The sequence below is a fragment of the Massilia sp. 01N417 genome, assembly GCF_056399645.1.
Genome location: NZ_JBFTRS010000010.1, coordinates 162,434 through 180,234, shown reverse-complemented (window position 1 = coordinate 180,234; position 17,801 = coordinate 162,434). Strand labels below are relative to the sequence as shown.

Genomic DNA, 17,801 nt, shown 5'->3' with positions numbered 1-17,801 from the left:
CCGGTGGAGAGCGCGGCGCCGGCGGCGGCGGCGCCGGCCAGCAGCGAGCGGCGTGCCAGCGAAGGTTTGTCGTTCATGGTCGTCATTTCCGTTTGTCGTGGTGAGGATGCCCAGTCTAGGGACCACGAGCCCGGCCGGCCCCGGCCGGAAGATCGGGTGGGGGCCGAACTGGCCGAATGGGAGGGGCAGGGCGGACGCGGCGGCCCTAGGATGCATGGCATCGCGGTGGCCTGGAACGCGTCCGTCCCAGCACCGCGCCCGATGGGAGACATGCATGAACGATCGAAGCCGCAGCCAGTGCCAGGGGATGGCGCTGGGATTCTTTGCAGGGTACGTCGATACCCTCGGCTTTCTGGCGCTGTTCGGCCTGTTCACCGCCCACGTGACCGGCAACTTCATCCTGATCGGCGCCGCGCTGGCGGATCCCTCGCGCAGTTCCGTCCTCCTCAAGTTCCTGGCCTTCCCGGCCTTCATCGCCGGGGTGGCGGTGGCGCGCCTGCTGGTGGTGGCGGCCGAACGGCGCGGCGTCGCGGCATTGCGGCCGGCGCTGGCGATGGAACTGCTGTTCCTGCTCGGCTTCATGGGCTTCGGCCTGGCGGCGTCGCCGGTCGGCGCCGAAGCCGGTCCGCTGGCGATGGCTGCCGGCCTGCTGGGCGCCGCCGCCATGGGCGCGCACAGCGCCACCAGCCGGCTGCTGCTGGGCCACCTGGCGCCCACGTCGATGATGACCGGGAACGTGACCCAGGTCGTGATCGACCTGGTCGACCTGCTGCGCGGCGCCGACGACCCCGGCCTCAAGGAGCGGCTGGTGAAATTCGTGTGGCCGCTGGCCGCCTTCGCCATCGGCTGCGTCGCCGCGGCATTCGGTTTCCTCTGGTTCGGCTTCGCCGCGCTGGCGCTGCCCGTCCTGATCCTGCTCGCCCTGCTGGCGGCCGAAAAGCCGTCGCAAGCGGGGGCACCCCTGCGGCAACCCGCCGCATAATCTCACCTGAAAGCACAACATGCGCAATCCAAAACTCGAAGTACTGACGCCCGATAACTGCCAGCTGATCTTCATCGACCAGCAGCCGCAGATGGCCTTCGGCGTGCAGTCGATCGACCGCCAGACCCTGAAGAACAACACGGTCGGCCTGGCCAAGGCCGCCAAGGTCTTCAACATCCCGACCACCATCACCACGGTCGAGACCCAGAGCTTCTCCGGCCCGACCTATCCTGAACTGCTGGACGTCTTCCCGGGCAAGGAAATCCTGGAACGCAGTTCGATGAACTCCTGGGACGACCAGAAAGTGCGCGACGCCCTGGCCGCCAACGGCCGCAGGAAGGTGATCGTCTCCGGCCTGTGGACCGAAGTCTGCAACACCACCTTCGCCCTGTGCGCCATGCTGGAAGGCGACTACGAGATCTACATGGTGGCCGACGCTTCCGGCGGCACCTCGAAGGACGCCCACGACTTCGCCATGCAGCGCATGATCCAGGCCGGCGTGGTCCCGGTCACCTGGCAGCAGGTGCTGCTGGAGTGGCAGCGTGACTGGGCGCACCGCGATACGTATAATGAGGTGATGGCCATCGTGCGCGAGCACTCGGGCGCCTACGGCATGGGCGTCGACTACGCCTACACCATGGTGCACAAGGCGCCGCAGCGCACCGCCGGCGCCCACGAGGTGCTGGCACCGGTGCCCGCGCGCTAAAACAGCGCATGCCCGCCGCTCAACCGGAGAACCCATGAAGATCTATGTCGTCTCGCTGGCGGCCGGCATCCTCGTCGGCCTGATCTACGCCCTGCTGCAGGTACGCTCGCCGGCGCCGCCCGCCATCGCCCTGGTGGGCCTGCTGGGCATGCTGATCGGCGAGCAGGCCGGTCCCGTCATCAAGCGCATGGTGGCCGGCGAGCCGGTCACCGCGGCCTGGCTGCGGACCGAATGCGTGGCCCGCATCACCGGGGTGCCACCCGTCGCCGCCAAGGCGCAGGCCGCGGATGAGCGTGTCTCCTGAGATCCCCGCATCCATCGGCGCCGGCGACGAGCCGGCGCCGATGGTCTACGTGGTCGACGACGACGATACCGTCCGCGACTCGGTCCTGAACCTGCTGCGCGCCGAAGGCTTCGCGGCGCGCGGCTTCGCCTCCGGTCCGGACTTCGTGGGCGAAGTCCGGGTCGAGGCGCCCTCCTGCCTGGTCTGCGACATGCACATGCCCGAACTGGACGGCCTGGAAGTGGCGGCCGAGCTGGCGCGCCTGGGCGCCGACATTCCCGTGATCTTCATGACCGGTTTCGGCACGATTCCGATGTCGGTGCGCGCCATGAAGGCAGGCGCCGTCGAATTCCTCACCAAGCCGGTGGCGCCGGACGAACTCTTGCAGGCGGTGCGCGATGCCCTGGCCGCGGATGCCCGCCGGCTGGACGAGCGCCGCGAACTGGCCGGCCTGCGCCGGCGCCACGCCAGCCTGACCCCGCGCGAACGCCAGACCATGCAGCTGGTGATCGGCGGACTGCTGAACAAGCAGATCGCCGGCGAGCTCGGTGTCAGCGAGATCATGGCCAAGACCCACAGGCGCAAGGTCATGGAAAAGATGGCGGCGCGCTCGCTGCCCGACCTGGTGCGCCAGGCGGAGCGGCTGCAGATCGTCAAGACCCGCAGCCGCTAGGTTTTCCCGTTTCCCTCTTCAGAAGGCGTGGCGCATGCCCAGCGCCGTCCCCGACGCGGTGGCGCCGGCGCCGCCATCGAGCCCATTGATCGCGAAGTCGTAGACGCCGTGCGCATCGTTGCGCAGCCGGGTGTGGAACACGAACAGGCTGGTGCGCTTCGACAGCGCGAGGTCGTAGCCCAGGGTCGCGTGCACGGCGCCGGTCGCGCTGCCGGCGCGGACGAATCCCACCTTTTCCATCGTACTGCCCTTGCCGTTGCCGGCTTTGGCGATCGCCAGCTGCAGTCCGTGCGGGCCGAACTGCTTGGTCAGCGACAGGAAGCCAGATACGCGTTCGAGCGTGCCGCCGGCGGTCTCGTAGCGCAGCCATTCGACCGCGCCGGCCAGGCGCAGCGTGCCGACGCGGTAGGCGGCGGCCAGCTTGCTGGCGCGGTCCTCGCGTCCGGGGCCGCGGTAGGCATGGTGGCGCTCATGTGCCAGGGCCGCATAGAGTCCGCCGTTTTCGTAGATCAGGGCGCCCGAGCTCAGTGACGGCCTGGCGCCGCTGGCCGGCCTCTCCTCGTTCAGGCCATGGGCAAGGCGCAGGGTCAGGCCGTGCCAGGCCGGGCTCCAGTAATGCACGCTGTTCTGCTGGCGGCGGTCGAAGGAGCTGGTGTCGCTGGCGTTGTTTGCGGTAGCGGCCGAACCGTTTCCCATGATGCTCATGTAGCCGGCCGTGGTCGGGTAGAAGGGATCGAGGCCGGAAGTCGCGGAATTGTAGGGCGTGGTCCAGTTACCGCCGAACAGCGTGCCCCAGTCGCCCGCCAGGCCGACGCGGGTGTCGCGCGCGGCGATGACGCCGGCGCCCGTATCGGGAGAGAGCGTGCCTTCGACCTGGAATACCAGGCGCAGGCCGTTCCCCAGGTCCTCGCCGCCGCGCACGCCCAGCACCGAGCGGTAGTTCGACAGCCTGCCGGCGGACGCGCCGCCGCTGATGCGCACGTCCTCCATCGCCAGGTTCAGGCGGCCATAGGGCTGGACCGCTTCGGCATGGACGCAGGCAGGGGAGGCCAGCAGGCCGAGGACGGCGCCGCGGAATATCGTTTGTTTCATCGTGTTCGCTGGTTGATCGCAGAAGGGCCGATCTTAGCGGCGGGGATGGGCGCTGAACCCCATCCTTTGGCAAGGCGGGCCGCCAGCGGCGCCAATCGAAAAATTCGATGCAAGGTCTGCAAATAACTCGTTTTTCTTCCTGTCCGGCGCTCTCCATAATGCCTTCCATTCCACATTCATCCCGTCCCGGCAATAAGGCAGGGGACGGTGCCGCCACCGACTGTTATCGTTTGAAAGGCCTGCGCGCCCAAGCGCCGCCGCGAACCCACGAAAGATCCGAGCCATGACAAATCCAATGCCCCTGAAACGCCGCACTGTCCTCGCCGCCGCGCTCGCCGCCGGCCTCTTCGCCGCCTTGCCGGCGCAAGCCCGCGAGCAGGCCGACCTCATTCTCACCAACGGCAAGGTCGCGACCATGGCCCGCGAGGGCGAGTTCGTGCAGGCCGTCGCCGTCAAGGATGGCAAGGTACTGGCGACCGGCAGCAATGCCGCGGTGCTGAAGCTGAAAGGCGCCGGCACCCAGCTGATCGACGCCGGCGGCCGCACGGTGATCCCGGGCTTGAACGACTCGCACCTGCACGTGATCCGCGAGGGCCTGAACTACAATATGGAGCTGCGCTGGGACGGCGTCACCTCGCTCAAGCGCGCCCTCGAGATGCTCAAGGAACAGGCCGCGCGCACGCCGGACGGCGAATGGGTGAAGGTGGTCGGCGGCTGGAACGAATACCAGTTCGAGGAAAAGCGCCTGCCGACCCTGGAGGAAATCAATGCCGCGGTGCCGGACAAGCCGGTCTTCATCCTCTACCTCTACGGCCTGGGCTTCCTCAACAAGAAGGGCATCGACACCCTCGGCTACGACAGGAACACGAAGTACAAGGACGGCGAGGTCGAACTCGGCGCCGACGGCAGGCCGACCGGCAGGCTGATCGCCAAGCCGAACGCTCTGATCCTGTACTCGACCCTGGCGAAAACCAATAAGCTGAGCCGCGACGACCAGCTCAACTCGACCCTGCAGTATTACCGCGAGCTGAACCGCCTGGGCCTGACCAGCGCCATCGATGCCGGCGGCGGCTTCCAGAACTATCCCGACGATTATGGCGTGACCCTGGAACTGGCGCGTGCCGGCAAGTTGACGGTGCGTACCTCTTACTACCTGTTCGCCCAGCGCGCCGGCAAGGAGCTGGAAGACTTCCAGCGCTGGCTGACGATGACCCATCCGAAGCAGAACGACCACATGTTCTACCCGAACGGCTTCTCGGCCGAAGGCGGTGGCGAGAACCTGGTGGCGAGCGCCGCCGACTTCGAGAACTTCCTCGAGCCGCGTCCCGAACTGCCGCAGGTAATGGAGAGCGAACTGGAACCGGTGGTGAGCCTGCTGGTGAAGAACCGCTGGCCCTTCCGCCTGCACGCGACCTATGGCGAAAGCATCGACCGCGACCTGGCCGTCATCGAAAAGGTGAATGCGCGGACGCCGCTGAACGGCCTGCGTTTCATCGTCGACCATGGCGAAACCATCAGCGACAGCCAGCTGGCCCGCATCAGGAAACTGGGCGGCGGCGTGGCGGTGCAGGACCGCATGCACTTCCAGGGCGAAGCCTACTGGAAGCGCTATGGCGAGCAGGCGCGCCAGATGCCGCCGATCCGCAGGATGCTCGAACTCGGGGTGCCGGTCGGCCTCGGCACCGACGGCACGCGCGTGTCCAGCTACAACCCCTGGCCCTCGCTGTACTGGACCGTGACCGGCAAGACCGCCGGCGGCCTGCAGATCTGGAAGGATGAAGACCGCCTGAGCCGCTACCAGGCGCTGAAGCTGATGACGACCGGTTCGGCCTGGATGAGCGGCGAAGAAAAGATCAAGGGCACGATCAAGCGCGGCCAGTACGCCGACCTCGTGGTCCTGCCCGAGGACTACTTCACCATCGATGCCGAGAGGATCAAGCGGCTGGAGAGCGTGCTGACGGTCGTGAACGGCAAGGTGGTCTACGGCGCCGGGGCCTACGCGCCGCTGGCGCCGCAGTTGCCGGCGGTGTCGCCGGCCTGGAGCCCGGTCGCCGTCTACGGCGGCTACCAGCAGCGCTGAGCGCGGGCAGGGGACGGCAGCGATGGGCAAGGGCAGGCTGGAAGCCTTCAGCGATGGCGTGATCGCCATCATCATCACGATCATGGTGCTCGGGCTGGAGGTGCCGCAGGCGGGCACGCTGGCCGCCTTCGAGCACATGGCGCCGGTGCTGCTCGGTTACGTGCTGAGCTTCGTCCACGTCGGCATCTACTGGAACAACCATCACCACCTGTTCCAGGCGGTGCGCGACATCGACGGCACGGTGCTGTGGCTGAACCTGCACTTCCTGTTCTGGCTGTCGCTGCTGCCCTTCGTCACGCACTGGATGGGCGCCAGCGGCTTCGTGACCGCACCGGTGTCCATCTACGGCGTGGTGCTGTTCATGTGCGCGGTGGCGTATGCGCTGCTGGTGCACCGTTTGGCCAGCCGGCGCCGCGGCAACCGCATGCTGGCGGAGGCGATCGGCACCGACCGCAAGGGCTGGATCTCGCTGCTGCTGTATGCCTGCGGGATCGGCCTGGGATGCGTGCAGGCCTGGATGGGGCTGGCCGTCTACGTGATCGTCGCCCTGATCTGGTTCGTTCCGGACCGCCGCATCGAAGGCCATGTGGGCGAGGCCTGACCCTTGATTCTTCGCCAAGTCTGCCGTTAACACCTGCATGACCTCGATTTCTTCTCTCTCGTCCATCGCCAGGCAGCAGCCTGCCGCTGCCTATGCGGCCGTCCCGCCGGCGTCCGGCGCCACCACGGCTGGCAGGTCCACGCCCTCGAGCGTCGTGCAACTGAGCCCGGAAGGCCTGGCCGCCGCCCGCGCGCAGGCCAGCGCCGCCACGCCGGCGGCGCGCCTCGCGGATATCGGCGCGGCCCTGCTGTCGGGCTTCAGGACCGGCGCGGTGCTGCCTGCGGCCAGCGGACAGCTGCCCGGCCAGGCCGCCAAGCGCTTCACCCTGAGTATCGTGACGGACAGCGGCAAAAGCGTGGCGCTGGCGCTGGCCAGCCGCGGCGACCGGCTCAGCGTCCGCGTCGATGCGGACGAAGGCCTGAGCATCGACGAGCGCGAAGCCCTGGCCGGGCTGGCGCAGGGCTTCCAGGACCTCATCGGCGGCATGGACCGCGACGATCCGCGGATCCGCCTCGACGGGCTGGCGCAGTTCGACAGCCGCTTCCTGCGCTCGGTCGACCTGCATGCCGAGCTGACGCCGCCGGGACCCGGCGCGGACCCGCAGAAGCTCGACCTCCACCTCGACGCCGGCCAGCGCAAGGTGGCCATCGACGGCCCGGCCGGCCGGATCGACGTCGCGGTCGACATGGGCAAGCTGGAGACCCTCGGCACCCGCAAGCAGCAGGCAAGGGCGATCGACGGCTACCTGAAGCAGTTCGACGAGGCAGCCGCCCGCGGCCATGCGGACCCCAGGCTGATCGGGATGTTCAAGGATGCCTTCGCGAGCATGAGCGCCACCTCGGCCAGCGACGAACTCGACGAGACCGGGATCACGATGCACAGGCCCTGGGCCTACTCTGCGCAAGACCACGCGCTGCTGACCGGCCTGGCCGACTTCAGCGCCACCGTGACCCAGGCGCCGGCGTGGAGCAATCCCGCGCGCCGCGACGAGGCCGACGGCTTCCAGTACGAGGTTTCGCAGGCGTCGCGCACCGGCGGCAGGTCGCGCGCCGAGCGCTCGCTGGAGCAGGTGCAGAAGTCGCATCTGCGCGCCCGGTTCCACCTTGGTATCGAGGAGGACGGGCAGGCGAAGGCCGGCACCAGGCTGCCGGCGCAGAACTACGATTACCACGAGATCGACGATGCCGCGAGCAGCGCGGTGCGGCTGGCGTACAAGGATGGCCAGCTGCGCCAGGCCAGCCTGGAACAGTCGCTCAGCCAGTCCGAACGCATCCGCAAATACGTCCTCGGCAAGCTGCAGTCGGATCGTACGCTGCCCCAGCACACGCAGGTCACGCGCGACCTGCTTGCTTCGCTCGGGCACTGAGCGGCGGCAGCATCGGCTTTGAAAAGGCAAGTCCCTTGCCGGCCAAATAGCGGCTGGCGGCGATTCAGCCGCGCCACCGCGCGGTGCTAGAATGCGGCATTCTCTTCCCGCCCTCTGCCCATGAACTATCAAAACCGCCAGTGGATCTACGTCAAGCGACCGGAGGGACGCGTCGGCGACGAACACTATGAATTGCGCGAACACGAGATCGATGACGTGCTGTCGACCAATGAAGTCCTGGTCCGTATCCGCTATGTCAGCGTCGATCCCTATATGCGCATCCAGCAGGCGCAGCGTAATACCTACGATTTGCCGCACCCGCTGGGCATCGTCCAGCGCGCCGGTACGGTCGGGCAGGTCGTCGCTTCGAAGAGTGCCGCTTTCGCCGCCGGCGACTGGGTGTTGAGCTACAGCGGCTGGCAGCTCTACGACAAATGCCACCAGAACGAGTTGACCAGGCTCGACCCGGAGGCTGCGCCGGTGACGGCGGCGCTGGGGGCGCTCGGGATGCCCGGGCGCACGGCGTGGTTTGGCCTGATGGAGGCGGGCAGGCCGCGGCCTGGAGACACGCTGGTGGTGTCCGGTGCCGCCGGCGCCGTGGGATCCCTTGTCGCACAGTTCGGCAAGCGGGCTGGGTGCCGCGTCGTCGGTATCGCGGGCGGAGCCTCGAAATGTGCCTTCCTTACCGAAACCCTGGGACTGGATGCCGCCGTCGACTACCATGCTCATCCGACCCTCGAGGGCCTGCGCGGGGCCATCGGCGCTGCCACCGGTGGCGTCGACATCTATTTCGACAATGTGGGCGGGATGGTCACCGACGCCGTGATTCCGCTGATCAAGCTACGGGCCCGCATTGTCATTTGCGGAGCAATTGCTCAATACGACGGTGGCCTCGACACACCGGACCTGGCGCCCCGTTTCCTGCAGCACATGCTGTTCAAGCGCGCGACCATCCAGGGCATCCTGGCGCGTGACTTCACGGCACGCATGGGCGAAATGCTGGAGGTGGTCGCGCCCTGGGTCAAGGCCGGCGAAATCGTCACGCAGGAAACCTTTGTCGACGGTTTCGAGCAATTGCCGAGGGCGCTCAACAGCTTGTTCGAAGGACGAAATCTCGGCAAGCTGCTGGTTCGCGTGTAAAGCCGGACGGGGCTTCGGCATGCACATTGCGATACGCCACCCTGGTGCATGCGTGCATCCCGATATGACGTTTATACTGGGTTACGATCTTTAGGTTTCGGCAACCCATGTCCAGTGTGCTTCCACCATCTTCGGAACGCAACCACCGCGTCGCTCACGCGCTTGCGGTGGCCGCGGTGCTGATCATCGCGGTGACGCTGGTGCTGGCCGGTTTGCTGTTCTCCAGTTATCGCAGCACGATTCAGCGCGAACAGACCAATCTGCGCAACCTGGCATCGGCCTTCGCCGCACAAACCCATTATGCGACCCGGGCGCTGGACATGGCGCTGGCACGGGACGCCGAACGGGTCCTGTACGCGCATGACGCCGTGGCGGGCACGCTCGAAGGCTCAATACGCGATGAGATCCCGGTGCGCGTGTATGTGCTGGCGCCGGATGGCCAGGTGCGGGCGGCGAGTCCCGGAGCCGGCCCGGCCAGGCCAGCCTGGATGCGACGCATGGCGCCGAACGAGGGGCCGCAGGTCGGCATCGTGGTATCCGGCCAGGACAAGGGACATGACGTCATCACGCTGGCGCGCCCCCTTCCGGCGAACGTGAGCGTGGCCGGCGGGGCCATCGGTATCGAGACCGATGCCGCCTACTTCGAACGCATCTTCGATGCCGCCGACCTGGGTGCCGGCGGCTCGGTCACCTTGCTGCGGCGCGACGGCACGATGCTGGTCCGTAGCCCTGGGTTGCCGAAATCCATAGGCAAATCCTTCCTGAACACGCCACTGTTCCAGGTCCAGCTGCCGCGCGGTCCCGTCGGCGCGTTCGAGGCGACCAGCCCGGTCGACGGCAAACACCGCCTGTACGGCTACAGCGTGGTCGCCGACTATCCGCTGGTGATCATCACCGGGCGTGACGTGGCCGACACGCTGAGCCTCTGGGTGGGCTGGCTGTGGGTGGCGCTGCTGGCCTGGACCTTGTTGTCGGCAGTGCTCCTGCTGCTGGCCTGGCGTATCGGCCGCGAGGCCTCGCGCCAGGCGGCGCTGATCGGGCGCCTGAGGACCAGCGAAAGCCGCTTGCAGCACAGTTATCGCTACCTGACCGCCATCCTCGACGCCCTCGCGACGCCGCTCTGGGTGCTCGACGCGCAGCGCCGCATCGTCTTGTTCAACAAGGCGTTCCAGCACTTTACCGGCCATGACGGGCAGGGGCTGGCCGGATCCGAGGAGGCCGCGGTGCTCGACCCGGAAAGCGCCGCGTCGCGCGAACGGATGTACGCCGCGACCGCGCAGGACGGTGTGCATGCGCTCGAAGTCGAAGTGCGCGATGGCGCCGGCGAGCCCCGTACCATGATCCAGCTCACCGCACGCCTGGAAAGCGAAGACCATGCATCGCAGATCGTCAGCAGCCTCACCGACATCACGGAACGCAAGCAGGCCGAGTTGCGGCTGGCCTATCTGTCCGACCACGATCCAATGACCGGGCTGGCCAACCACGACCAGCTGCGGCGTGTCCTCACCGATGCGATCCAGGCTGCGGCGGCGCGCGGCGAACAGGTCGCCCTGTTGCTGGTTGCGTTGGAGCGCCTGCAGGAGGTGGCCGACTTGCTGGGCCATGAGGCCGGCGACGAGGCGGTAGGCGAGATCGCCAGGCGCCTGCAAGCGCTGGCGCCGAACACCTTGTGCATGGCGCGCGTCAAACCCAATGAGTTCGGCCTGGTATTGCCGGCCCTGGCGGGACTCGGGACCGTCGATGCGACTGCGTTCAAGCTGTATGACTTGCTGGCGGAGCCGGTGCAGGTGGGCGGACGCGAGTTCCTGCTGGCACCGGTCGTCGGGATCGCGCTGTACCCGCAGGATGCCGGCTCGGTCAACGAATTGTTGCGCTTGGCCGATATCGCCAAACATCGTGCCCGCAGCGAGACCGGCGAGCCAGTGCATTTCCATTCCGCATCCACCCACACCCAGCTCAACGAACGCCTGTCCATCGAAGAGCAGTTGCGTCATGCGCTGGCGCGCGGAGAATTGACCGCGATGTACCAGCCGAAGGTCGAGATCGAGACGGGACGCATGGTCGGCTTCGAAGTCTTGCTGCGCTGGGAAAACCCGGTGCTCGGCAGTGTTTCTCCGGCGCGCTTCATCCCGATCGCCGAACAGACGGGATTGATCGTGCCGATCGGGGAATGGGTCATGGGCGTCGCATGCAGGCAGGCCAGCACCTGGCTGCGCGAGCATGGACTCCGGACCAGGATCGCCGTCAATCTGTCGATGCGCCAGTTCTACCACCGCGACCTGTTGCGCTCGATTCGCGATGCACTGGCCGGTTCCGGCCTGGCGCCGGATGCGCTCGAACTGGAAATCACCGAAAGCATCGCCATGAGCCGCGCCGACCTGGTCGAACCCTTGCTGGCCAGCATCCGCGAGCTCGGCGTCGAACTGTCCATCGACGATTTCGGCACCGGCTACTCGAGTCTCGCCTACCTGAAGCGCTTTCCGGTGCAACGCCTGAAGATCGATCGTGCCTTCGTGCACGATCTCGGGCGCGATGCGGACAGTGCGGCGATCGTGCGTTCGATCGTGGGCCTCGGTCATGGCCTGCAGATGCGGATCGTGGCCGAAGGCGTGGAAACGGCATCCCAGCTTGCCATGTTGCGCGAGTTCGGTTGCGACGAGTACCAGGGCTTCCTGTTTTCGCGTCCGCTCGACGCGCAGGCTGCGCTGGCTTTGCTGACGGCGCCGGATACGGCGCCGCGGGCGCGGGGAGGGAGTGATTCGTAGCGTAAAGATCACGCACGCGAAGTCGCGGGACCGCAAGTTACGAAATGCCAGCTACAATAGCGTTACGATTATGCAAGATAACTGAGTTCACCTGGCAAGATGAAGCGATTGACGTCGACCGTAGCAAAGCATCTCGGAAAAGTCGGCATTACTTTCTTTGCGTTCCTTGGTCTCAACTGGATCAACGAACTGGTATTCATTCAGCTTCAGCAAAGCAACGGTATCAACTGGGTGTTCATCCCGGCCGGCATCCGTTTGCTGTCAACCCTGCTCTTTGGGCTTGCCGGCTTCGAAGGCCTGCTCCTGGCGGGCGTCTATCTCAACTTCTTTCATTTCGAGTTTCATAGCGATTTTCGTGCCTGGAGCGGGGCCCTGGCAGGTGCACTGGGTCCTTATCTTGCCGCTTTGCTGGTCAAGCATTGGTTCGACCTGGAGCCACGTCTCAAGGGCCTGACAGCGCATCGACTGCTGTTTACCGGCGTACTGTGCGGGCTCATGAGTCCTGTTTTTCACCACACCTTCATGTGGGTTCTCACCGGACATGTGGACTGGCCTGCGCTGGGCGCCATGATCATCGGCGACACGATCGGCATTCTCATCGTGCTGTGCCTGGCAAAGGGCGCTATAGCGCTTGCTGATCGTTATGCTCCGGCTTCGAATCTTATTCGCCGCTGGAACCCGCCGGGCCGCTCCAGAACACCCTGATTTTCAAGCGCAGCACCCTCGATTCTCTTGAACGGGCGGACATTTGACCGTCCCATACGAGCAGTACACGCAGCAGTCGCCGGCCTTCGGCCTCAGCACGACTTTGCAACGACTGCATTCGTAAAAGAACTGGCAGGCGTCGGTCGGCATCGACTCCTGTTGCATGTGACCGCACTGGGGGCAGGTCAATACTGATTCAAGAACAAGGGTGGTCATATAAACCTCTCCTTTCGACGATGGCTTGCGCTCTCGATTCCGGCTTGCCAGACATGGCCTATTAGCGTCCAGTGCCGTCATCCGAATTGCGCCGTGAAAAGCAGGATTTTTCCACCATGCGCCATCGCGGACGCCTCGCACGCCATGGCAGAACCTTCATTTTCGAAATTTACGACAATCAGGAATTCATGGGACTTGCCGGGATCGAGAGGCGGTCTATTCCGGGAAAACGATAACTGCGGTTTTGGATTAACAAAACCCTTGAGCCGAGAGATGAAACGCATATTTTCATGAAATTGCTTGGCACTACAAGGGCAGCGCGGTCTCGTACTTCACCTCCCGCAGCGCCACGCTGGTATTCACCTGCGACACCCCGTTCAGCTTGACCAGCACGTTGTGCAGGAAGTCGTGATAGGCATCCATGTCCGCCACCACGACCTTGACCAGGTAGTCCGAGGTGCCGGTGGTCTCGTAGCATTCCACGACCTCCGGCCGCAGGCGCATGGCCTGCTCGAACTGCTCGACCACGCCCTCGGCATGGCGCAGCAGCGACACGTGCAGCAGGCAGACCACGGCCAGGCCCAGCTTGCGGCGGTCCAGCAGGGCGGTGTAGCGCACGATGTAGCCATTTTCCTCCAGTTCCTTCTGGCGCCGCCAGCAGGGGCTGGCCGACATGCCGATCTTGTCGGCCAGCTCGTTCGACGAGATCCTGCCATCCTTCTGCAGCTCGGCGAGAATTTTCATGGAGGCTGCATCGATCGAATGGTTTTTCATATTTTTTATCGAAATCAGACAAGATCTTGCAATTCTAGTCCTGAAACATGAACAGATAGAAAAAATCTTTCTCGGTGCGCAGCCTATCCTGTCTCATCATTTGTATTCCTAAAAAAACAACGATGAACGACATGACGCTTCCCGCGACCGTCGGGCTGGCAGACCCCGACTACGCACTCGACGACAACCTGATCCGCGAACGCGGCCGGGTGTTCCTGACCGGCACCCAGGCCCTGGTCCGCCTGCTGTGCATGCAGAAGCGCTTCGACGAAGCCCAGGGCCTCGCGACGGCCGGCTTCGTCAGCGGCTACCGCGGCTCGCCGCTGGGCGCCGTCGACCAGGAGCTGTGGCGCGCCAAGAAGCTGCTGCAGGCCCACCAGGTCGAGTTCCTGCCCGCGATTAACGAGGAGCTGGGCGCCACCGCCGTGATGGGATCGCAGCAGGTCGAGGCCAATCCGACCCGCAAGGTCGATGGCGTGTTCGGCATGTGGTACGGCAAAGGGCCGGGCGTCGACCGCGCCGGCGACGCCCTCAAGCACGGCCACGTCTACGGCTCCTCGCCGCATGGCGGCGTGCTGGCCATCCTGGGCGACGACCACGGCTGCGTGTCCTCGTCGATGCCGCACCAGAGCGAGCAGGCGCTGATCGCCTGGGGCATGCCGGTGATTAATCCGGCCAACATCCAGGAATACCTGGAATTCGGCTTGTATGGCTGGGCGCTGTCGCGCTATACGGGCGCCTGGTGCGGCTTCAAGGCGATCTCGGAAACGGTGGAGGGCGGCGCGGTGGTCGAGCTGCCGGCCATGCCGCGCTTCGTCGCGCCCACCGATTACACGCCGCCGGCGGACGGCTTGCACAACCGCTGGCCGGACCTGCCGGGACTGGCGCTGGAACAGCGCGTGGCGGCCAAGCTGGAAGCGGTGCAGGCCTTCGCGCGCGCGAATTCGATCGACCGCCTGGTGGTGCCGGCGCCCGGCGCCCGCATCGGCATCATCGGCGCCGGCAAGGCCTATCTCGACCTGGTCGAGGCGCTGGAACGCATGGAGCTGTCCGTCGAGCGGCTGGCGGAACTGGGCGTGCGGCTGTACAAGCCGGGCCTGACCTATCCGCTCGAAGCGACCCGCCTGTCCGGCTTTGCCGAGGGACTGGACGAGATCCTGGTGGTCGAAGAGAAGGGCCCGGTGATCGAGCAGCAGGTCAAGAACCTGTTCTACAACCTCGCGCCCGAACAGCGGCCGGCGGTGGTCGGCAAGACCGACCGCGACGGCGCGCCGCTGCTGTCCGCGCTGGGCGAGCTGCGTCCTTCGCGCATCGCCCCCGTCCTCGTACGCTGGCTCGGCGCGCGCTTCCCGGCGCTGGACCTGAACCGCTTCCTCCCGGACTTCTGCGCCGCCGAACTGCCCTTCGATCCCGCCGACGGCGCGCGCCGCACGCCTTATTTCTGCTCGGGCTGCCCGCACAATACCTCGACCCGCGTGCCGGAAGGCAGCCGCGCCCTGGCCGGCATCGGCTGCCACTTCATGGCCACCTGGATGAAGCGCGATACCTATTACCTGTCGCAGATGGGCGGCGAGGGCATCAGCTGGGCCGGCACCTCGCGCTTCGTGGCGGAGAAGCACATCTTCCAGAACCTGGGCGACGGCACCTTCTACCATTCGGGCTCGCTGGCGATCCGCCAGAGCGTGGCGGCCGGCGTCAATATCACCTACAAGATCCTGTACAACGATGCGGTGGCGATGACCGGCGGCCAGCCGGTGGACGGCACCCTGTCGGTGCCGCAGATCCTGCAGCAGGTGATCAGCGAAGGCGCTCGACGCGCCGTGGTGGTGACCGACTACCCGGACAACTACCAGGGCGTGAGCCTGCCGGAAGGCGTGACCGTGCACCACCGCGGCGAACTCGATGCGATCCAGCGCCAGCTGCGCGAGATCCCCGGCGTGACGGTGCTGGTGTACGACCAGACCTGCGCCGCCGAAAAGCGCCGCCGCCGCAAGAAGAACAAGCCGGACAATATCGTGTTCCCGGACCCGGCGCGGCGCATGGTCATCAACCCGGCCGTCTGCGAAGGCTGCGGCGATTGCGGCGTGCAGTCGAACTGCCTGTCGATCCTGCCGCTGGAGACGGAGCTCGGGCGCAAGCGCCAGATCGAGCAGTCTTCCTGCAACAAGGACTACTCCTGCGTCGAAGGCTTCTGCCCGAGCTTCGTCTCGGTGCTGGGCGGCTCGCTGCGCAAGCCGGCCGGCCAGAAGCTCTCGCTGGCCGACCTGGAACGCGTGCTGGCGGCGTATCCCGCGCCAGGCGGACCGGCGCTGGCCAAGCCCTTCGAGATCCTGGTGGCCGGCGTCGGCGGCACCGGCGTCGTCACCGTGGGCGCCCTGATCACGATGGCGGCCCACCTGGAAGGCAAGGGCGCTTCCACCCTGGACTTCATGGGCTTCGCGCAGAAGGGCGGCGCGGTGCTGTCCCACGTGCGGGTGGCATCCTCGCCGGAGCGCCTGCACCAGGTCCGCATCGACCTGCGCCAGGCCGACGCGGTGTTCGCCTGCGACCTCGTGGTGGCGGGCATGCCGGACGGCCTGGCCGTCATCCGCCGCGGCCATACGAGGGTGGTGGCCAACGAGTACGAGATCCCGACCGCCGACTTCACCCGCGACCGCGATGCCCGGGTCGACCGCGAAGGCCTGCTGGGCAGGCTGGGCGCGGCGGCCGGCGAAGAGAACATGCTGCGCCTGAATGCCCAGGCGACGGCGGCGCGCTTCCTCGGCGATCCGGTCGGCAGCAACGTCCTCTTGATGGGCTATGCCTGGCAGCAGGGACTGGTGCCGGTGGGCCTGCCGGCGTTGATGCGGGCCATCGAATTGAACGGCGTGGCGGTGGACATGAACAAGCGCGCCTTCACCCTCGGCCGCCTGCTGGCCGCCGATCCGCAAGCGCTCGAGCGCATGGGCCAGCCGGCCCAGGTGATCCAGTTCGCGGCGCCGAAATCGCTGGAGGAAATCGTTGCCTTCCGTAGCGACTGGCTGACCAGCTACCAGGACGAAGGCTATGCCCGGCTGTACCTGGACGCGGTGGCCGCCGTCGAGCAGCGCGAGCTGGCCGTGGAGGGCAGCGGCTCGCGCAGGCAGCTCGCCAAGACGGTAGCGCGCAACCTGTTCAAGGTGATGGCCTACAAGGACGAGTACGAGGTGGCGCGCCTGCACAGCGACCCGGCCTTCCGCGAGCAGATCGCCAGCCAGTTCGACGGCGACTACAAGCTGGCCTTCCACCTGGCGCCGCCGCTGCTGGCGCGCAGGAAGCCGGGTTCCGACGTGCCGGCCAAGATGCGCTTTGGCGCCTGGCTGCTGCCGGTCTTCGGCGCGCTGGCCCGCTTCAAGGGACTGCGCGGCACCGCCTTCGACCCCTTCGGCTACACCCGCGAGCGCAAGGAGGAACGCGCGCTGCGCAACCGCTACCTGGCGTTCGTGCGCGAGCTGTCCACCGGCCTGCGCGCCGACAACAAGGAAGCGGCGCTCAAGCTGGCGGCCCTGCCGGACCAGGTGCGCGGCTATGGCCACATCAAGCAGGCGGCCATGAGCAAGTTCGACGCGCAATGGGCCGAGCTCTACCCGCGCTACCGCGACGGCCAGGTGGTGGAGCTGCGGCGTCAGGCCTGAGGGCCTTCGCGCCGCAGCGCCTCCCTTGCCCCGGCCAGCAGCTCCATCGGCATGGGAAACACGATGGTCGAGGACTTGTCGCCGGCAATCGCGCCCAGGGTCTGCATGTAGCGCAGCTGCATCGCGCCCGGCTGCTGGGCCAGCACGAAGGCGGCCTCCTTCAGCTTTTGCGAGGCCTGCAGCTCGCCTTCGGCATGGATCACCTTGGCCCGCCGTTCGCGCTCGGCCTCGGCCTGGCGGGCGATGGCGCGCACCATCGATTCGTCGAGGTCGATGTGCTTGATCTCGACGTTCGAGACCTTGATGCCCCAGGCGTCGGTCTGGGCGTCGAGCACCTGCTGGATGTCGAGGTTGAGGCGCTCGCGCTCGGCCAGCATCTCGTCCAGTTCGTGCTTGCCGAGGACCGAGCGCAGGGTGGTCTGGGCCAGCTGGCTGGTCGCTTCCAGGAAGTTGGCCACCTGGATGATCGCCTTTTCCGGATCGATCACGCGAAAATAGATCACCGCGTTCATCTTGACCGAGACGTTGTCGCGCGAGATCACGTCCTGGGTCGGCACGTCGAGCACGATGGTGCGCAGGTCGACCCGCACCATCTGCTGGACCACCGGGATGAGGATGATGAGGCCGGGGCCTTTCACGCCCCAGAAGCGCCCGAGCTGGAACACGACCCCGCGTTCGTATTCGCGCAGCACCCGGATCGCGGAGGCCAGCAGGGGAAACAGCAGGACGATGAGGGCGGCGACGCCGATGCCGACGTTGAACATG

General features: G+C 66.4%; 16 protein-coding genes. 11 read left to right on the top strand and 5 right to left on the bottom strand.

What is annotated here, in order from left to right; translation table 11 throughout:
• On the bottom strand, window positions 1–221 hold a 221-nt coding region (locus AC1DOQ_RS13325; RefSeq protein ID WP_477364550.1), incomplete at its 3' end, for a hypothetical protein.
• A gap of 53 nt (window positions 222–274) precedes the next feature.
• On the opposite strand from AC1DOQ_RS13325, the gene AC1DOQ_RS13320 reads away from it, so the two are divergent.
• From AC1DOQ_RS13320 to AC1DOQ_RS13305, 4 genes are read left to right on the top strand one after another with little or no spacing between them, the layout of a single operon-like run.
• Window positions 275–982, top strand: coding sequence for a YoaK family protein (locus tag AC1DOQ_RS13320; protein ID WP_477364547.1), 708 nt, complete (start codon window positions 275–277; stop codon window positions 980–982).
• A gap of 19 nt (window positions 983–1,001) precedes the next feature.
• Window positions 1,002–1,688, top strand: coding sequence for a hydrolase (locus AC1DOQ_RS13315; protein WP_477364544.1), 687 nt, complete (start codon window positions 1,002–1,004; stop codon window positions 1,686–1,688).
• Window positions 1,689–1,722: 34 nt separating this feature from the next.
• Window positions 1,723–1,992 carry a XapX domain-containing protein gene (locus AC1DOQ_RS13310; RefSeq protein ID WP_477364541.1) on the top strand — a complete coding sequence of 90 codons (270 nt, stop codon included), beginning with the start codon at window positions 1,723–1,725 and terminating at the stop codon, window positions 1,990–1,992.
• The gene (locus AC1DOQ_RS13305; protein WP_477364538.1) at window positions 1,976–2,644 is read left to right on the top strand and encodes a response regulator transcription factor; all 669 of its coding nucleotides are present in this window, start codon (window positions 1,976–1,978) and stop codon (window positions 2,642–2,644) included. Before AC1DOQ_RS13310 ends, AC1DOQ_RS13305 begins: the two co-directional genes overlap by 17 nt.
• Window positions 2,645–2,662: 18 nt before the next feature.
• On the opposite strand, the gene AC1DOQ_RS13300 is transcribed toward AC1DOQ_RS13305, so the two are convergent.
• Window positions 2,663–3,736 (bottom strand): porin, encoded by a 1,074-nt coding sequence (locus AC1DOQ_RS13300; protein WP_477364535.1) that lies wholly within the window; start codon window positions 3,734–3,736, stop codon window positions 2,663–2,665.
• Window positions 3,737–4,031: 295 nt separating this feature from the next.
• Here AC1DOQ_RS13300 and AC1DOQ_RS13295 point away from each other — a divergent pair, with 295 nt between their 5' ends.
• The 6 genes from AC1DOQ_RS13295 to AC1DOQ_RS13270 all read left to right on the top strand — a co-directional run bounded on the left by AC1DOQ_RS13295 (window position 4,032) and on the right by AC1DOQ_RS13270 (window position 12,393).
• Entirely contained in the window at window positions 4,032–5,816 is a 1,785-nt protein-coding gene (locus AC1DOQ_RS13295) for an amidohydrolase (protein ID WP_477364532.1), read from the top strand.
• Window positions 5,817–5,838: 22 nt separating this feature from the next.
• Entirely contained in the window at window positions 5,839–6,417 is a 579-nt protein-coding gene (locus AC1DOQ_RS13290) for a TMEM175 family protein (protein ID WP_477364529.1), read from the top strand.
• Window positions 6,418–6,454: 37 nt separating this feature from the next.
• On the top strand, window positions 6,455–7,783 hold the full coding sequence (locus tag AC1DOQ_RS13285; RefSeq protein WP_477364526.1) for a hypothetical protein: 1,329 nt from the start codon (window positions 6,455–6,457) through the stop codon (window positions 7,781–7,783).
• Between the two features lie 120 nt (window positions 7,784–7,903).
• A complete protein-coding gene (locus AC1DOQ_RS13280; RefSeq protein WP_477364523.1) occupies window positions 7,904–8,923 on the top strand; it encodes an NADP-dependent oxidoreductase in 1,020 nt (339 codons plus the stop codon).
• Window positions 8,924–9,030: 107 nt separating this feature from the next.
• On the top strand, window positions 9,031–11,688 hold the full coding sequence (locus AC1DOQ_RS13275) for a bifunctional diguanylate cyclase/phosphodiesterase (RefSeq protein ID WP_477364520.1): 2,658 nt from the start codon (window positions 9,031–9,033) through the stop codon (window positions 11,686–11,688).
• 99 nt (window positions 11,689–11,787) lie between these two features.
• The gene (locus AC1DOQ_RS13270; protein WP_477364517.1) at window positions 11,788–12,393 is read left to right on the top strand and encodes a hypothetical protein; all 606 of its coding nucleotides are present in this window, start codon (window positions 11,788–11,790) and stop codon (window positions 12,391–12,393) included.
• A gap of 3 nt (window positions 12,394–12,396) precedes the next feature.
• Here the strand turns inward: AC1DOQ_RS13270 and AC1DOQ_RS13265 are convergent, their stop codons facing one another.
• Together AC1DOQ_RS13265 and AC1DOQ_RS13260 are read right to left on the bottom strand one after the other, a co-directional pair.
• Window positions 12,397–12,609, bottom strand: coding sequence for a GDCCVxC domain-containing (seleno)protein (locus tag AC1DOQ_RS13265; RefSeq protein ID WP_477364514.1), 213 nt, complete (start codon window positions 12,607–12,609; stop codon window positions 12,397–12,399).
• 306 nt (window positions 12,610–12,915) lie between these two features.
• The gene (locus AC1DOQ_RS13260; RefSeq protein ID WP_477364511.1) at window positions 12,916–13,383 is read right to left on the bottom strand and encodes an Lrp/AsnC family transcriptional regulator; all 468 of its coding nucleotides are present in this window, start codon (window positions 13,381–13,383) and stop codon (window positions 12,916–12,918) included.
• A gap of 131 nt (window positions 13,384–13,514) precedes the next feature.
• On the opposite strand from AC1DOQ_RS13260, the gene AC1DOQ_RS13255 reads away from it, so the two are divergent.
• Complete coding sequence (locus AC1DOQ_RS13255) at window positions 13,515–17,036, top strand: indolepyruvate ferredoxin oxidoreductase family protein (protein ID WP_477364508.1); 3,522 nt, start codon at window positions 13,515–13,517, stop codon at window positions 17,034–17,036.
• Here the strand turns inward: AC1DOQ_RS13255 and AC1DOQ_RS13250 are convergent.
• Window positions 17,027–17,800 (bottom strand): slipin family protein, encoded by a 774-nt coding sequence (locus AC1DOQ_RS13250; RefSeq protein WP_477364505.1) that lies wholly within the window; start codon window positions 17,798–17,800, stop codon window positions 17,027–17,029. The genes AC1DOQ_RS13255 and AC1DOQ_RS13250 overlap by 10 nt on opposite strands.
• Between the last annotated feature and the right edge of the window lies 1 nt (window position 17,801).

What these genes read in the sequence shown, in the direction of transcription:
- AC1DOQ_RS13320 (WP_477364547.1), top strand. Translation starts at nt 275, where the DNA reads ATGAACGATCGAAGCCGCAGCCAGTGCCAGGGGATGGCGCTGGGATTC.
- AC1DOQ_RS13315 (WP_477364544.1), top strand. Translation starts at nt 1,002, where the DNA reads ATGCGCAATCCAAAACTCGAAGTACTGACGCCCGATAACTGCCAGCTG.
- AC1DOQ_RS13310 (WP_477364541.1), top strand. Translation starts at nt 1,723, where the DNA reads ATGAAGATCTATGTCGTCTCGCTGGCGGCCGGCATCCTCGTCGGCCTG.
- AC1DOQ_RS13305 (WP_477364538.1), top strand. Translation starts at nt 1,976, where the DNA reads ATGAGCGTGTCTCCTGAGATCCCCGCATCCATCGGCGCCGGCGACGAG.
- AC1DOQ_RS13300 (WP_477364535.1), bottom strand. Translation starts at nt 3,736, where the DNA reads ATGAAACAAACGATATTCCGCGGCGCCGTCCTCGGCCTGCTGGCCTCC.
- AC1DOQ_RS13295 (WP_477364532.1), top strand. Translation starts at nt 4,032, where the DNA reads ATGCCCCTGAAACGCCGCACTGTCCTCGCCGCCGCGCTCGCCGCCGGC.
- AC1DOQ_RS13290 (WP_477364529.1), top strand. Translation starts at nt 5,839, where the DNA reads ATGGGCAAGGGCAGGCTGGAAGCCTTCAGCGATGGCGTGATCGCCATC.
- AC1DOQ_RS13285 (WP_477364526.1), top strand. Translation starts at nt 6,455, where the DNA reads ATGACCTCGATTTCTTCTCTCTCGTCCATCGCCAGGCAGCAGCCTGCC.
- AC1DOQ_RS13280 (WP_477364523.1), top strand. Translation starts at nt 7,904, where the DNA reads ATGAACTATCAAAACCGCCAGTGGATCTACGTCAAGCGACCGGAGGGA.
- AC1DOQ_RS13275 (WP_477364520.1), top strand. Translation starts at nt 9,031, where the DNA reads ATGTCCAGTGTGCTTCCACCATCTTCGGAACGCAACCACCGCGTCGCT.
- AC1DOQ_RS13270 (WP_477364517.1), top strand. Translation starts at nt 11,788, where the DNA reads ATGAAGCGATTGACGTCGACCGTAGCAAAGCATCTCGGAAAAGTCGGC.
- AC1DOQ_RS13265 (WP_477364514.1), bottom strand. Translation starts at nt 12,609, where the DNA reads ATGACCACCCTTGTTCTTGAATCAGTATTGACCTGCCCCCAGTGCGGT.
- AC1DOQ_RS13260 (WP_477364511.1), bottom strand. Translation starts at nt 13,383, where the DNA reads ATGAAAAACCATTCGATCGATGCAGCCTCCATGAAAATTCTCGCCGAG.
- AC1DOQ_RS13255 (WP_477364508.1), top strand. Translation starts at nt 13,515, where the DNA reads ATGACGCTTCCCGCGACCGTCGGGCTGGCAGACCCCGACTACGCACTC.
- AC1DOQ_RS13250 (WP_477364505.1), bottom strand. Translation starts at nt 17,800, where the DNA reads ATGTTCAACGTCGGCATCGGCGTCGCCGCCCTCATCGTCCTGCTGTTT.